Origin of the sequence: Dankookia sp. GCM10030260 (assembly GCF_042666655.1) — a bacterium.
Lineage (GTDB): Bacteria > Pseudomonadota > Alphaproteobacteria > Acetobacterales > Acetobacteraceae > Paracraurococcus.
The window spans coordinates 126,622-139,236 of the sequence record NZ_JBHTDE010000001.1 but is presented as its reverse complement, the minus strand read 5'-3'; the positions used below and the strand labels follow the sequence as shown (position 1 = coordinate 139,236).

General features: G+C 70.0%; 12 protein-coding genes. 7 read left to right on the top strand and 5 right to left on the bottom strand.

Features of this window, described 5'->3' with window-relative positions; all coding sequences use genetic code 11:
* Window positions 1-5: 5 nt before the first annotated feature.
* Complete coding sequence (locus ACFQS7_RS00680; protein WP_380065093.1) at window positions 6-998, bottom strand: asparaginase; 993 nt, start codon at window positions 996-998, stop codon at window positions 6-8.
* Window positions 995-1,693, bottom strand: coding sequence for an isochorismatase family protein (locus tag ACFQS7_RS00675; RefSeq protein ID WP_380065092.1), 699 nt, complete (start codon window positions 1,691-1,693; stop codon window positions 995-997). Before ACFQS7_RS00675 ends, ACFQS7_RS00680 begins: the two co-directional genes overlap by 4 nt.
* Window positions 1,694-1,871: 178 nt before the next feature.
* Here ACFQS7_RS00675 and ACFQS7_RS00670 point away from each other — a divergent pair, with 178 nt between their 5' ends.
* The 4 genes from ACFQS7_RS00670 to ACFQS7_RS00655 all read left to right on the top strand — a co-directional run bounded on the left by ACFQS7_RS00670 (window position 1,872) and on the right by ACFQS7_RS00655 (window position 6,407).
* Window positions 1,872-3,638 carry a thiamine pyrophosphate-dependent enzyme gene (locus ACFQS7_RS00670; RefSeq protein WP_380065091.1) on the top strand — a complete coding sequence of 589 codons (1,767 nt, stop codon included), beginning with the start codon at window positions 1,872-1,874 and terminating at the stop codon, window positions 3,636-3,638.
* Window positions 3,639-3,742: 104 nt separating this feature from the next.
* Window positions 3,743-4,510 carry a (S)-ureidoglycine aminohydrolase gene (gene allE / locus ACFQS7_RS00665; protein ID WP_380065090.1) on the top strand — a complete coding sequence of 256 codons (768 nt, stop codon included), beginning with the start codon at window positions 3,743-3,745 and terminating at the stop codon, window positions 4,508-4,510.
* A gap of 2 nt (window positions 4,511-4,512) precedes the next feature.
* A complete protein-coding gene (locus tag ACFQS7_RS00660) occupies window positions 4,513-5,397 on the top strand; it encodes a fatty acid desaturase (RefSeq protein WP_380065089.1) in 885 nt (294 codons plus the stop codon).
* On the top strand, window positions 5,394-6,407 hold the full coding sequence (locus tag ACFQS7_RS00655) for an alpha/beta fold hydrolase (RefSeq protein ID WP_380065088.1): 1,014 nt from the start codon (window positions 5,394-5,396) through the stop codon (window positions 6,405-6,407). The genes ACFQS7_RS00660 and ACFQS7_RS00655 overlap by 4 nt, the downstream gene beginning before the upstream one ends.
* Here the strand turns inward: ACFQS7_RS00655 and ACFQS7_RS00650 are convergent, their stop codons facing one another.
* Together ACFQS7_RS00650 and ACFQS7_RS00645 are read right to left on the bottom strand one after the other, a co-directional pair.
* Complete coding sequence (locus ACFQS7_RS00650) at window positions 6,408-8,309, bottom strand: PAS domain-containing protein (RefSeq protein ID WP_380065087.1); 1,902 nt, start codon at window positions 8,307-8,309, stop codon at window positions 6,408-6,410.
* Between the two features lie 134 nt (window positions 8,310-8,443).
* On the bottom strand, window positions 8,444-8,803 hold the full coding sequence (locus ACFQS7_RS00645) for a hypothetical protein (RefSeq protein WP_380065086.1): 360 nt from the start codon (window positions 8,801-8,803) through the stop codon (window positions 8,444-8,446).
* 204 nt (window positions 8,804-9,007) lie between these two features.
* Between ACFQS7_RS00645 and ACFQS7_RS00640 the strand changes: the two genes are divergently transcribed.
* Genes ACFQS7_RS00640 through ACFQS7_RS00630 form a run of 3 tightly spaced genes read left to right on the top strand, consistent with a single transcriptional unit; the run spans window position 9,008 to window position 11,855 of the window.
* The gene (locus ACFQS7_RS00640; protein ID WP_380065085.1) at window positions 9,008-10,240 is read left to right on the top strand and encodes an NAD(P)/FAD-dependent oxidoreductase; all 1,233 of its coding nucleotides are present in this window, start codon (window positions 9,008-9,010) and stop codon (window positions 10,238-10,240) included.
* Window positions 10,241-10,267: 27 nt separating this feature from the next.
* Window positions 10,268-10,588, top strand: coding sequence for a 2Fe-2S iron-sulfur cluster-binding protein (locus ACFQS7_RS00635; RefSeq protein ID WP_380065084.1), 321 nt, complete (start codon window positions 10,268-10,270; stop codon window positions 10,586-10,588).
* A 13-nt stretch (window positions 10,589-10,601) separates the two neighbouring features.
* Window positions 10,602-11,855 (top strand): cytochrome P450, encoded by a 1,254-nt coding sequence (locus tag ACFQS7_RS00630; protein WP_380065083.1) that lies wholly within the window; start codon window positions 10,602-10,604, stop codon window positions 11,853-11,855.
* Window positions 11,856-11,882: 27 nt separating this feature from the next.
* On the opposite strand, the gene ACFQS7_RS00625 is transcribed toward ACFQS7_RS00630, so the two are convergent.
* Entirely contained in the window at window positions 11,883-12,527 is a 645-nt protein-coding gene (locus ACFQS7_RS00625; RefSeq protein ID WP_380065082.1) for a TetR/AcrR family transcriptional regulator, read from the bottom strand.
* Window positions 12,528-12,615 lie beyond the last annotated feature (88 nt).

Genomic DNA, 12,615 nt, shown 5'->3' with positions numbered 1-12,615 from the left:
CCGCTTCAGTACGCGGCGAAGATCCGCGCGATCTCCGCCGGGTCGGTCGTCACCGTGAGCGCCAGCGCGAGCAGGATCCGGGCCTTCTGCGGGTTCAGGTTGTCGGCCGGGATGAAGCCGGCCTCGGCCAGCTTGGTGGTCGGGAAGACGCGGCCGCTGCCGGCGCGGGTGGATTGCAGCACGATCACGCCCTCGGCCCGCGCTTCCTGCAGCGCCGCCGCATCGCCCGGGGTGACGAAGCCGGGCGCGAAGCCGGCGACGACGATCCCCTTGGCACCGGCCGCGGTGAAGGCCCGCACCGCGGTGCCGTCGGCATCCGAGTGGCTGTAGGCGATATCGACCCGCGGCAGCGCGGCGAGCCTGCGGATGTCGAATTCCGTCTCCGGCGCAAGCCGGCGCAGCGGCTTGCGGTACCAGACGATGCTGTCGCCATCCGCCTGGCCCAGCGCGCCGAAATCCGGGCTGCGGAAGGTCTGCATCCGGCCGGTCGAGGTCTTGGTCACCTCCCGCGCCGCCTGGATCTCGTCGTTCAGCAGCACCAGGGCGCCGAGGCCGCGCGCCCCGGGATCGGCCGCGACCCGCACCGCATTCACCAGGTTCAGCCCGGCATCGGTCGACAGCGACGAGGCCGGGCGCTGCGAGCCGACCACCACCACCGGCACCGGGACCTTCAGCGTCAACGAGAGGAAATAGGCCGTCTCCTCCAGCGAGGCGGTGCCGTGGCCGACGACGATGCCGGCAAGGCCCGGTGTCTCGGCCACCACCTTGTCGCAGAGCAGGACCAGTTCCTGCCATTCCTTCCAGCCGATCTGCGGCGAGGGCACGTTGCGGTAGGGCACCGCGAAGACCTCGGCGACCTGCTGCACCTCGGGGAAGCGGTCGAGGATGCCCCCCGCCTGCAGCATGACGCCGTTGGCGCCGTAGTTGACGTAATCCAGCGGACCCTTGCCGATCGAGGCGATGGTGCCGCCGGTGCCGATGAACGCAACCTTCCTCACGCCACTGCCCTTTCTTCCCCGGCGAGGCCGGCGATGCATTCATCGACCGTCAGCACGTCGCCGAACTGCACATAGAAGGCGATGAGCGAGGCCGCATGTTCCTCGTCCGTCAGCGCCGCGCAGCCATCCGGGACCATCACCGTGCGGAAATTGAGCATCATCGCATCCCGCGCGCTGCTCTCGCAGCAGACGCTGGTGACGGTGCCGGTGATCAGCACCGTGTCGAAGCCGCGCGCCCGGAGCCGCGCCGGCAGGTCGGAGCCGCCCTGGATGAAGGCGCTGTAGCGGTACTTGCGGACGACCTCGTCGGCCGGCTGCACGTCGAGCGCCGGCCAGAGCTGGTTGCCGATCGTGCCCTCGCCCATCGCCGCGGCGCGGCGGGCGCGGGCGGCCGGGGTCACCATGTCCTGCATGACGGACCATTCGGTCTCGCAGCGGGCGTCGAAGGTGTTCTGGATCCAGAAGACACCGCCGCCGGCCTGGCGCAGGGCGCCGGCCAGCCGGTTCACCGCGGGGACCACATGCTCGGCCATCGGGCACCAGGCATGCGCCACGTCCTCCCGCATGAAGCCGTTCTGCAGGTCGACCACCACCAGGGCGGTGCGCCGCGGATCGAGCCGCGCGAAGGGGTGCGGCGTGCCGCAGCGCGCGGCGACGCGGGCCTGAATGTGCTCAGGCAGCGTGAAGGGGTGCATGCGGGGCCCTCTCGGCAGGAATGCGGGCCGGAACTGCGATCCTCGGCCGGCTCTGGTGGCCGGTGCGGCAGCCTAGGGCCGCGCCGGCCCCGCCGACAACCCGGGACGTTCCGCGGCCCGGCCGCATCCGCCGCGGCTCGCCCGCGTTCGCCGAGGAACACCCAGGAAAGGCTGCCGGATGCCCAACGCGAGCGAGATCGTCATCGACACGCTGCACGCCTGGGGGGTGGACGTGATCTTCGGCCTGGCCGGGGACGGCATCAACGGCGTGGTGGAGGCGCTGCGCACCCGGCAGGAGCGCATCCGCTTCGTCCCCGTGCGGCACGAGGGAAGCGCCGCCTTCATGGCCGCCGCCTATGCCAAGTGGACGGGGAAGCTCGGCTGCTGCTTCGCCACCACCGGCCCCGGCGGGCTGCACCTGCTGAACGGGCTGTACGACGCCAAGATGGACCTGGCACCGGTCGTTGCCCTGACCGGCCTGCCCTACCACGACCTGGCCGACACCTTCACCCAGCAGGACGTGCCGCTCGACCGGGTCTTCGCCGATGTCGCGGTCTACACCGCCCGCGTCATGGGGGCGCAGCAGGCGGAGACGGTGACCAGCCTCGCCTGCCGCAGCGCCCTCGCGCATCGCGGCGTCGCCCATCTGACGCTGGCGACCGACCTGCAGGAGGAGGCGGCGGATGCCGACGAGCCCTCCCCCCGCGGCAAGGCGCAGCAGACCTCGCAGCGCTGGCAGGACGGGCTGCGGCTGCCGGACCCGGATGCGGTGCGCCGGGCGGCGGAGATCCTGAACGGGGCCGAGCGCGTCGCCATCCTGGCCGGCCGCGGCGCGCTGGAGGCAAGGGCGGCGCTGGAGCAGGCCGCGCAATTGCTGGGCGCGCCGGTGGCCAAGGCGCTGCTCGGCAAGGCGGTGCTGCCGGACGACCATCCCTACACGACGGGCGGCATCGGCTATTACGGCACCTTCGGCACCCATGCCGCCATGGCGCAGTGCGACGCGCTGCTGATCGTCGGCTCCACCTTCCCCTATGTCGAATACTACCCGCCGCACGGCCAGGCGCGAATCGTGCAGATCGACCGCGACCCGCAGCGGATCGGCCTGCGCCAGCCGGTCGAGGCCGGGCTGGTCGGCGATGCCCGCGCTTCGCTGGAACTGCTGAACGCGCAGTTGCGGACGAAGCCGGAGCGCAGCTTCCTGGCGATGGCGCAGGCCGAGACGCGCCGCTGGTACGACACCATCCGCGCTGCGGAAACGAGCGAGCTTCAGCCGATGAACCCCTCCGTCCCGGTCGCGGCGCTGGGCCAGAGGCTGCCACCGGATGCGGTGGTGGTGACCGATAGCGGCCACCATACCGGGCTGGTCGCGCGGCATGTGCGGATGCAGGCCGGCCATGATTTCGGCGTCTCCGGCCTGCTGGCCTCGATGGCCTGCGCCATTCCCTATGCGGTCGCCGCCGGCTGCGCCTTCCCCGGACGGCCGATCTTCGGCGTGATCGGCGATGGCGGCCTGGCCATGCAGCTCGGCGAGTTCTCCACCGCCGTCGCCATGGGCCTCCCCCTGAAGCTGCTGGTGCTGCGCAACGGCACGCTGGGCCAGATCAAGTGGGAACAGCTGCTGTTCCTCGGCAACCCGGATTTCGGCGTGACGGTGCCGGGCATCGACTTCGCCAAGGCGGCCGAGGCGATGGGCGCGCGCGGCTATACGATCGAACGGGCCGACCAGGCCGGGCCGGTGCTGGACGCGGCCTTGGCCACGCCCGGCCCAGCGATCATCCAGGCCATCGTCGATCCGAACGAGCCGCTGCTGCCCGCCGTCGTGTCGGATGCCTATGCCGCGCATCTGCGCAAGGCGCTGGAGGCCGGGGCGACCGATGCGGCGGCGATCCGCGCCGCGCTGGGGCGGGAGCCGGCGCGGTCGATGATGGGCGGCCACAAGGCTTAAGGGGTCTTTGCGCCGCCGCCGCATCCGTGGAATGCATGGGGCGCGCGGCGCGGCCCGGTTCCTGCTTGGCTTCGCGGCGCCCCCTGTCCGGAGCCCGCTTCCCCATGCCCGCCTTCGTCCCGCCCGGCGTCATCGGCCACAACCGCAGCCTGTTTGCCCGCAACTATGCCATCCTGCCGCCGGACGGCATGTTCCCCAGCCTGCTGCCGGGCCTGCGCGACGCCCAGGTCTACTACCAGGCGACCCCGCTGATGGGCGCGCGCTTCGCGCAAGGGACGCTGGAGGTCTTCCCCGGCGGTGGCACCCGCGCACCGCGCGACGACGGCTACGAGCACTTCTTCTATGTCCAGTCCGGCAGCCTCGACTTCGCCGCCGGTCGGGAGACGGCCAGCCTGGCGCCCGGCGGCTTCGCCTATGTCCCGGCCGGCACCGCCCTGTCCTTCGTCAACACCGGGGCGGCCGCGGCCCGCGCGATCTGGATCAAGCGCCGCTATGTCGCCGCCCCCGACCAGGCCGGTCCCGGCGTCCGCTTCGGCAGCCGCGACACCACGCCGCGTAGCACGGTCGACGACAGCGGCCGCTGGCGGCAATACCTGCTCGGCACCGCCGACATGGCGATGGATTTCGAGATGAACGTGATGGGCTTCGCGCCCGGCACGCATTTCCACTGCGTCGAGACCCACGTCTTCGAGCACGGTCTGGTCATGCTGGAAGGCCAGGGCCTGCAGCTGCTGGACCGGGACTGGCACGAGCTGTGGACCGGCGATTTCGTCTGGATGGGCAGCTTCGTGCCGCAGCAATTCTACTGCACGGGCTGGGAAGGCGCCGCCTACCTGCTTTACAAGGACGTCAACCGCGACTTGGAGGTCTGACCATGCAGGCACCCTCCGCCGCCGAGATGAAGGGCTTCGCCGGGCGTTCCGACGCCCTGGGGTATCGCCAGCTTGCGCTGCACGGCGCGCTGCTGCTGGCGGCCGGGACGCTGGTGGCGCTGGCCCCGGGCTGGTGGGTGCTGCCGGCCATGCTGCTGCTGGGCATCGTGCAGGCGGCGCTGTTTGCGCCGTTCCACGAGACCTCGCACTACACCGCCTTCGCCGACCGCCGGGTCAATGCCGTGGTCGGCTGGCTGTCCGGCGCGCCGGCGCTGTACAATTGGCATTTCTACCAGCTCTACCACACCGCGCATCACCGCTTCACCCAGGACCCGGAACGCGACCCGGAACTGGCGACGCCGCCGCCGACGACGCTGGACGGCTACCTGCTCCGCGTGCTGGGGGTGCCGTATTGGCGCTTCCGGCTGATCATCCTGTGGGACGGGCTGCGCGGTGACCTCTCCGCCTATTCCTATATCGGCGAGGCCCAGGCGCCACGCGTCATCCGCAGCATCCGCGCCGAGGTCGCCATGCTGCTGGGCGGCGCACTGCTCTCGGCGCTGGTCTTCGGCTGGGCGACGCCCTTCCTGTTCTGGGTAGTGCCGCAGCTGATCGCGCAACCGCTGATGCGGATGTACCTGCTGGCCGAGCACACCGGCTGCACCACCGACCGCAACGGGCTGACCAATACCCGCACCGTGCTGACCTCGCCCGCCTTGCGGCTGTTGATGTGGAACATGCCCTATCACGCCGAGCACCACCTCTACCCCTTCATCCCCTTCCACCGGCTGGCCGATGCGCATGCCATGCTGCGCGACAGGCTGGGCCACCTGCAGCCGGGCTATGCCCGTTGGCATGCCGAATTCGTGAAAGGCCTGCGGGCATGACCTGGCCCACCGCCGAAGGCACCTTCCATCTCGGCGACCTGCCGCTGCACAAGGGCGGCGTGCTGCCCGCTGCGAATCTCGTCTGGAAGACGCATGGCACGCTGAATGCGGCGCGCGACAATGTGGTGCTGTACCCGACCAGCTACGGGGCGCAGCATCCGGACCTGGAATGGCTGATCGGGCCGGACGGCATCCTCGACCCGACGCGCTGGTTCATCGTCATCCCCAACATGTTCACCAACGGGCTCTCCTCCTCGCCGTCCAATTGCGCACCCTGGCCGGCGCTGGTGACATCCTGGGACAGCGTCGCGGCGCAGCGCCGGCTGTTGCGGGAGGTCTTCGGCATCGAGCACCTGCACTGCGTCTATGGCTGGTCGATGGGCGCGCAGCAGGCCTATCACTGGGCCGCGGCGCATCCGACCGAGGTCGCGCGCGCCGTGGTGCTCTGCGGCAGCGCCCGCACCGCCGTGCACAACCAGGTCTTCCTGCGCACCCAGATGGCCATCCTGGAAGCCGCCCCCGAATACGATGGGGTTGCGCTGTTCTCGGCCCAGCCGGCCCGCGCCTTGCGAGCCTTCGGCCGCAGCTATGCCGCCTGGGCGCTGAGCCAGGACTTCTACCGCGAGGGCCTGCACCTCACCGCCCTGAAGGCGCCGGACCTGGAGACCTTCCTGGTGCGGGACTGGGAACAGCGCTTCGCCCGCCGCCCCGCCGCCGACCTGCTGGCGCAGCTGCGCATCTGGGATGCCGGGGACATCAGCGACCACCCGGATTACGGCGGCGACCTGCCCCGCGCGCTGTCAGCGATCGAGGCGCGGGTGCTGCTGATGCCGGGCGAGACCGACCTCTATTTCCGGGTCGCCGACAATGCCGCCGAACTACCGCACCTGAAGCGCGGCAGCCTGCTGCCGATCCCCAGCATCTGGGGCCATCGCGCCGGCAACCCGCAGCCGAACGCGCCGGATGCGGCCTTCATCAAGGCGGCCGTCAGGGCGCTGCTCGACAGCTGATCAATGCGCCAGCCGTTCGAGCGGCACGTCCAGCTGCAGGGTCAGCCCCGCCTCGGCCCAGTCATGCGCGATGCTGCCACCAAGCTGGGTGATGGCGCCGCGTTCCGCCAGCACCGTGCCGAAGCCACGCCGCTGCGGCGGCCCCTCCACCGCCGGGCCGCCGCGTTCCTGCCAGGTCAGGGCCAGCCGGTCGTCATGTCGTTTCCCGGTGATGGTCACGCAGCCGTCCGGTCCGTTCAGCGCGCCGTATTTCGCCGCGTTGGTCGCCAGCTCGTGCAGGATCAGCGCCAGCGAGGTCGCCGCCTTCACCCCGATCGGCGCATCGTCGCCCCGCAGCCGCACGCGCTCCCCGCCCAGTTCCGCATAGGGCGCCAGCAGCTTGCCCAGCAGACCATGCAGCGTCGTCTCCAGGTCCACCGGCCGGGATTCCGGGCTATGCGGCCGGACATATTCATGCGCCGCCGCCAGCGCATTCAGCCGCCGCCGCAGCGCGCCGGCGAAGTTGCGGGTCTCTGCCGAGGCATTCATCGCCGAGAGCGACACCATGCCGCCGACCACGGTGAAGATGTTCTTGATCCGGTGCGAGAGTTCCCGCGCCAGCAGTTCCTTCGCCTCCTCCGCCTGTCGGCGCTCGGTGACGTCCACCACCACGCCGGGGAAGCGCGTCGCCTTGCCCGCCCGGTCCCGTTCGCACCGTCCCCGCGCCGCGACCCAGCGGATGGCGCCGTCCGGCAGCACGACGCGATACTCCGCCTCGAAGGCACCATCCTGCGCGCCCGCCAAGGCGCGTTTGATCGCCGCCTCGGTCGCCGCCAGGTCTTCCGGGTGGATCGCCGGCAGCAGCGCCTCGATCGGCAGGCCAGCCGCCACGGCTGCCGGTGGCACCGAGAACAGCCGCGCATAGCCGGAGTCGGCGGTGATACGGTTGGCTTCCACGTCCCACACCCAGGTGCCGACCATCTCCGCCGCACTCAGCGCGAGCCGCAGCCGCTCCTCGCTGACACGAAGCTGGTCTTCCACCAGCTTCTGCTCCTCGATATCGGTGCAGGTGCCGAACCAGCGGATGATCCGGCCCTCCTGGTCGCGCACCGGCAGTGCCCGGCCCAGTGTCCAGCGATAGGTGCCGTCGGCGCGGCGCAGTCGGTACTCGACCTCATAGGGGTCGCCGGTCTCCAACGAGTACCTCCAGCGTGCCCAGGCGCGGACCTGGTCGTCCGGGTGGAACATGCCGTTCCAGGCGACACCATCGGTCGATCCGGCGGGCATGCCGGTGAAGTCGTACCAACGCTGGTTGTAATAGTCGTGGAAGCCGTCCGGCTGGGCCGCCCAGACCATCTGCGGCATGCTGTCCGCAAGGATGCGGAACTGCCGTTCGGACTCGGCGACGGCCGCGGCGTCCGCTTCGCGCGCCTTCAGGGCACGGCGCAACTCAAGCTGCGACATCACCTGCCGCGCCAGGACCTGCAGCGCGAATTCCTGCTGCTGGGTCAGACCCTCTGGCCGCGGTTGATCGTCGAGCACGCAGAGTGTGCCGAGCGGCAAGCCGGCTTCGGTTTCCAGTAGAGCGCCGGCATAGAAGCGGAGATGCGGCGCGCCGGTGACCAACGGATTTTCGGCGAAGCGGGCGTCCCGGGTCGTATCAGGCACGACGAACAATGCGCGTTGCAGCAGCGCATGCGTGCAGATCGAGATATCAAGCGGGGTTTCCCGCACGCCCAACCCGACCTCCGCCTTGAAGAACTGCCGCGTGTCGCCGACCAGGTTGACGACGGCGATGGGCGTGCCGCAGATCTGCGCCGCCAGGCGGACGACGTCATCGAAGGCGCGTTCCGGCGGCGTATCGAGGATGGCGTAGCTGTCCAGCGCCGCCAGCCGCGCCTTTTCGTCCCAAGCTGACGACATGCCGCAACCCGGGTCCGCGGACACCTGGCCTGACTCCAACCCGGCCGGCATCATGATGGCGTCTTTCCTTCCGGTCGCTGGGCCGGATTTTTCTGGGCCAAACTCATTCCCCGCGCCGGACTCTGGCAGAACCATCACCCCCGATGCGCCAGCCTGGCCAGGAAATTCCGCTCGATGTCCTGCGGATCATAGGGCTTCGGCAGGAACGGCACCTGGCGCAGCATGGGTGGCACCTCGTCCCGTCGCGCGCCGGAGACGAAGACGAAGGGCAGCCCGCGCTCCAGCAACTGCAAGGCTAGGTCATAGGTCTTGCCGTCGAGCACGTCGATATCCAGGAAGGCGGCATCGAAGGCGGCATCGCCCAATGCGCGTCGCGCCTCGGTCACGGAACTCGCCACCGCGACATCCGCATCCGCCGCTCCCACCACGATCGCCTCGAGGTCGAGCGCCACCAGGGGATCGTCCTCGACGATCAGTACACGCCGCTTCCGCATCGTTTGTCTTACCGTAAGGTCAGTATCGCGTTCAAGCGGCCAATAACCCACAAAGTGCCAGCGCGTTCGCCCTTGCAATCGAACGTGAAGGCCAGCGCTGAAAGCCGGCCAGACCGGGGACCCAAGCGGCAGCGGGGCGGATTATTGACGCCGGCGTCACCTTCGGTGTGTCATCCCGGCCCACCAGACAGAGGCACCCGCCGCGTGAGTCAGGATCCGCCGCGCATCGTCATCGCCGGGGCCGGGCATGCCGGCGGCTCGGCGGCGGCGTTCCTGCGCCAATACGGCTGGAAGGGCGCGATCGTCCTGGTGGGCGAGGAGCCGAATGCTCCTTACCAACGCCCACCCTTGTCCAAGGCCTGGTTGAAGGGCGAGGCAACGGCCGAGAGCCTGGCACTGCGCCCGGCCCGTTTCTACGCCCAACAGACCATCGAATTGCGGCTCGGGACACGGGTCGGCGCGCTGGATCGGACCGCGCGGCAGGTGACCCTCTCGGACGGTGCGGTGCTGGGCTACGACAGGCTGATCCTGGCGCTCGGCGCGCGACCACGCGCGTTGCCGCTGCCGGGGGCCGAACTTGCCGGCGTCAAGGCGCTGCGCGGCATTGCCGATGCGGATGCGCTGCAGGCGGCGCTCGGGCCCGGCAGGCGGCTGGCGGTGATCGGCGGCGGCTATATCGGGTTGGAGGTCGCGGCCTCCGCCCGTGCGCTCGGTGCCGAGGCGGTGGTGATCGAGCGCGAGGCCCGCGTGCTGGCGCGCGTCGCCGGCCACACGCTCTCGGCCTTCCTCGCGGCGCAGCACTGGGCCCATGGCGTCGAGATCCTGACCGATGCGCAGGTCGCGGCGATCGAGGGCGAGGCCGGCGCGGCACGCGCCGTGCTGCTGGCGGATGGCCGGCGCATCCCCTGCGACGCGGTGCTGGTCGGCATCGGCGCGGTGCCGAACAGCGAACTGGCCGAAGCCGCCGGGCTGGATTGCGCCGGCGGCATCGTGGTGGACCTGGCGGCGCGCAGCAGCGACCCGGCCATCTACGCCATCGGCGATTGCACGCACCGGCCCCTGCCGCTCTATGGCCGCAGCGGCCGGCTCGAAAGCGTACCGAACGCGATCGAACAGGCCAAGCAGGCCGCCGCCGACATCTGCGGCCGGCCGCCGCCGTCGCCCGAAGTGCCATGGTTCTGGTCCGACCAGTTCGACCTGCGGCTGCAGATGGCAGGCCTTGCCTTCGCCGCGCACGAGGTGGTGGTGCGTGGCACGCCCGATGCGCCCGGCTTCGCCGTGTTCCACCTGGATGCGGAGCATCGCGTGCTGGCGGTGGAGGCGGTGAACGCCCCGGCCGACTTCATGGCCGGTCGCCTGCTGGTGGCGAAGCAGGCCCGCGTACCACCCGCCACGCTGCGCGACACGACGCAACCGCTGCGCGGCATCACCATCTGAATCAACGAAACACGGGGAAAGACGCCCATGCCGCAGATCACATTCATCGAGCACGACGGCACCGAACACCGGGTCGAACTGGAGGAAGGCCTGTCCGTCATGCGCGGCGCGGTCGACAACGGCGTGCCGGGGATCGATGCCGATTGCGGCGGCGAGTGCGCCTGCGCCACATGCCATGTCTTCGTCGAGGAACCCTGGCTGGAGAAGACGGGCGAGCCGGGCGAGCAGGAGGCCAGCATGCTGAGCTTCGCCGCGACGGCGCAGCCGAATTCCCGGCTGTCGTGCCAGATCATGATGAGCGCGGCGCTGGACGGCATGATCGTCCGGCTGCCGGAAGCCCAGCACTGAGGGAGACGCCAGGATGAACGCCCCCGTCAGCCACGACCCCCAGGCCGAGGCCTGGACCATGCCGCTCGACCAGCTCGATCCCGGCAATCCGGCACGGTTCCAGGATGACACGATGTGGCCCGTCTTCGCGCGGCTGCGGCGCGACGCGCCGGTGCACTACAGCACCACCAGCCCCATGTTCGGCCCGTACTGGTCGGTGACGAAGTACAAGGACATCATGGCGGTCGAGGTGAACCACAAGGCGTTCAGTTCCGACAGCAGCTTCGGCGGCATCTCCATCCGCGACCGGCCGAAGGAACTGCAGCTGCCGATGTTCATCGCCATGGACCCGCCGCGGCACGACGACCAGCGCAAGGTGGTGCAGCCGATCGTGGCCCCCGCCAACCTGGCGAAGCTGGAGGGCATCATCCGCGAGCGGGTCTGCACGATCCTGGATGGCCTGCCGCGCGGCGAGACCTTCAACTGGGTCGACCGCGTCTCGATCGAGCTGACCGTGACCATGCTGGCGACGCTGTTCGACTTCCCCTACGAGGACCGCCGCAAGCTGAGCTTCTGGTCGGATTGCGCGACGGCCTCGCCGGAAGCCGGCGGCTACATCGATTCCGAGGCGAAGCGTGAGATGGTCTTCGCCGAATGCCTCGCCTATTTCGTCGATCTCTGGAACCAGCGCGTCAATGCACCGCCCCGGCCCGACCTCATCTCGATGCTCGCGCATGGCGAGGCGACGCGGAACATGACGCCGCGGGAATACCTCGGCAACCTGATCCTGCTGATCGTCGGCGGCAACGACACCACGCGCAATTCGATCAGCGGCGGCCTGCTGTTCCTCAACCAGAACCCTGGCGAATATGCCAAGCTGCGCGCCAATCCCGGGCTGATCGAGACGATGGTGCCGGAGATCATCCGCTACCAGACGCCGCTGGCGCATATGCGCCGCACCTGCGTGCAGGACATCGAGCTCGGCGGCCAGCACATCAAGGCCGGCGACAAGGTGGTCATGTGGTACATCTCGGGCAACCGCGACCCGGACGCGATCGAGGAGCCGGAGCGCTTCATCATCGACCGCAAGCGCCCGCGCCAGCACCTCTCCTTCGGCTTCGGCATCCACCGCTGCGTCGGCAACCGCCTGGCGGAGTTGCAGCTGAAGATCCTGTGGGAGGAGATCCTGAAGCGCTTCGAGACGATCGAGGTGGTGGACGAGCCGAAGCGCGTCTTTTCTTCATTCGTACACGGCATCACCGACCTGCCGGTGCGCATCCCGGCCTGATCGGGCAGCCGCAAGGATGGACCGGATTTACGCCTCCGGGCGCTCCCGCCCTTCGGCGATCCGGTCCATGCCGCTGGCCGCCGCCGGCAGCCCGTACAAGATGAGCCGCGCCGCGAAGCGCGCGGCGCCGTCCGGGTCCGGAGGCGACCGGCGCAGCATCTGCTCCCCGACATAGCGGGCGATGCCGATGGCGCCGGCCGTCAGGTAGGCGGTGTCCGCTTCGGGCGCCAGGCGGTCGCCGAGGATGCCGGTGAGGGTCTGGCGGATCTCCTCGAAGACCGCGCGCTGCGCCGGCGTCGCGTCGATACGGACATGCGGCAGGCCGGCGACGGTGCCGCCATAATCCTCGACCAGGAAATGGAAATAGGCGCGCAAAGCGCCGCCCAGCCAGGCCTCCAGGTCCGGCGCCCTATCGCGTTCCGCCCGCAGCAAGGGGCGCAGCCGTTCCGCCGCATCGGCCGCAAGCGCCCGCGCGATCACCTCCTTCGAACGGAAGTAGTTGTAGAAGGTGCCGGAGGCGAGGTCGGTGCGGCGGATGATGTCCCGCACGCTCGCCGCCTCATAGCCCTGCTCGGCGAAGACGCGGCGCGCGGCGGCGAGGATGGCCGCGCGGTTCCGCGCCTTGGTCTGGGCACGGCGCCCGGCCTCCGAGGTTTCTGTGCTGCTCGACATCACGGCCAGGGAAACCCCTGTGCCGCCGCAGGGCAAGGGGGCTTCGGCGTTCCGGCGAACATCGGCTAGCATTCCCGACAAGATGTGA

Coding starts and splice junctions, on each gene's coding strand:
- ACFQS7_RS00675 (WP_380065092.1), bottom strand. CDS start 1,693: ATGCACCCCTTCACGCTGCCTGAGCACATTCAGGCCCGCGTCGCCGCG.
- ACFQS7_RS00670 (WP_380065091.1), top strand. CDS start 1,872: ATGCCCAACGCGAGCGAGATCGTCATCGACACGCTGCACGCCTGGGGG.
- allE (WP_380065090.1), top strand. CDS start 3,743: ATGCCCGCCTTCGTCCCGCCCGGCGTCATCGGCCACAACCGCAGCCTG.
- ACFQS7_RS00660 (WP_380065089.1), top strand. CDS start 4,513: ATGCAGGCACCCTCCGCCGCCGAGATGAAGGGCTTCGCCGGGCGTTCC.
- ACFQS7_RS00655 (WP_380065088.1), top strand. CDS start 5,394: ATGACCTGGCCCACCGCCGAAGGCACCTTCCATCTCGGCGACCTGCCG.
- ACFQS7_RS00650 (WP_380065087.1), bottom strand. CDS start 8,309: ATGTCGTCAGCTTGGGACGAAAAGGCGCGGCTGGCGGCGCTGGACAGC.
- ACFQS7_RS00645 (WP_380065086.1), bottom strand. CDS start 8,803: ATGCGGAAGCGGCGTGTACTGATCGTCGAGGACGATCCCCTGGTGGCG.
- ACFQS7_RS00635 (WP_380065084.1), top strand. CDS start 10,268: ATGCCGCAGATCACATTCATCGAGCACGACGGCACCGAACACCGGGTC.
- ACFQS7_RS00630 (WP_380065083.1), top strand. CDS start 10,602: ATGAACGCCCCCGTCAGCCACGACCCCCAGGCCGAGGCCTGGACCATG.
- ACFQS7_RS00625 (WP_380065082.1), bottom strand. CDS start 12,527: ATGTCGAGCAGCACAGAAACCTCGGAGGCCGGGCGCCGTGCCCAGACC.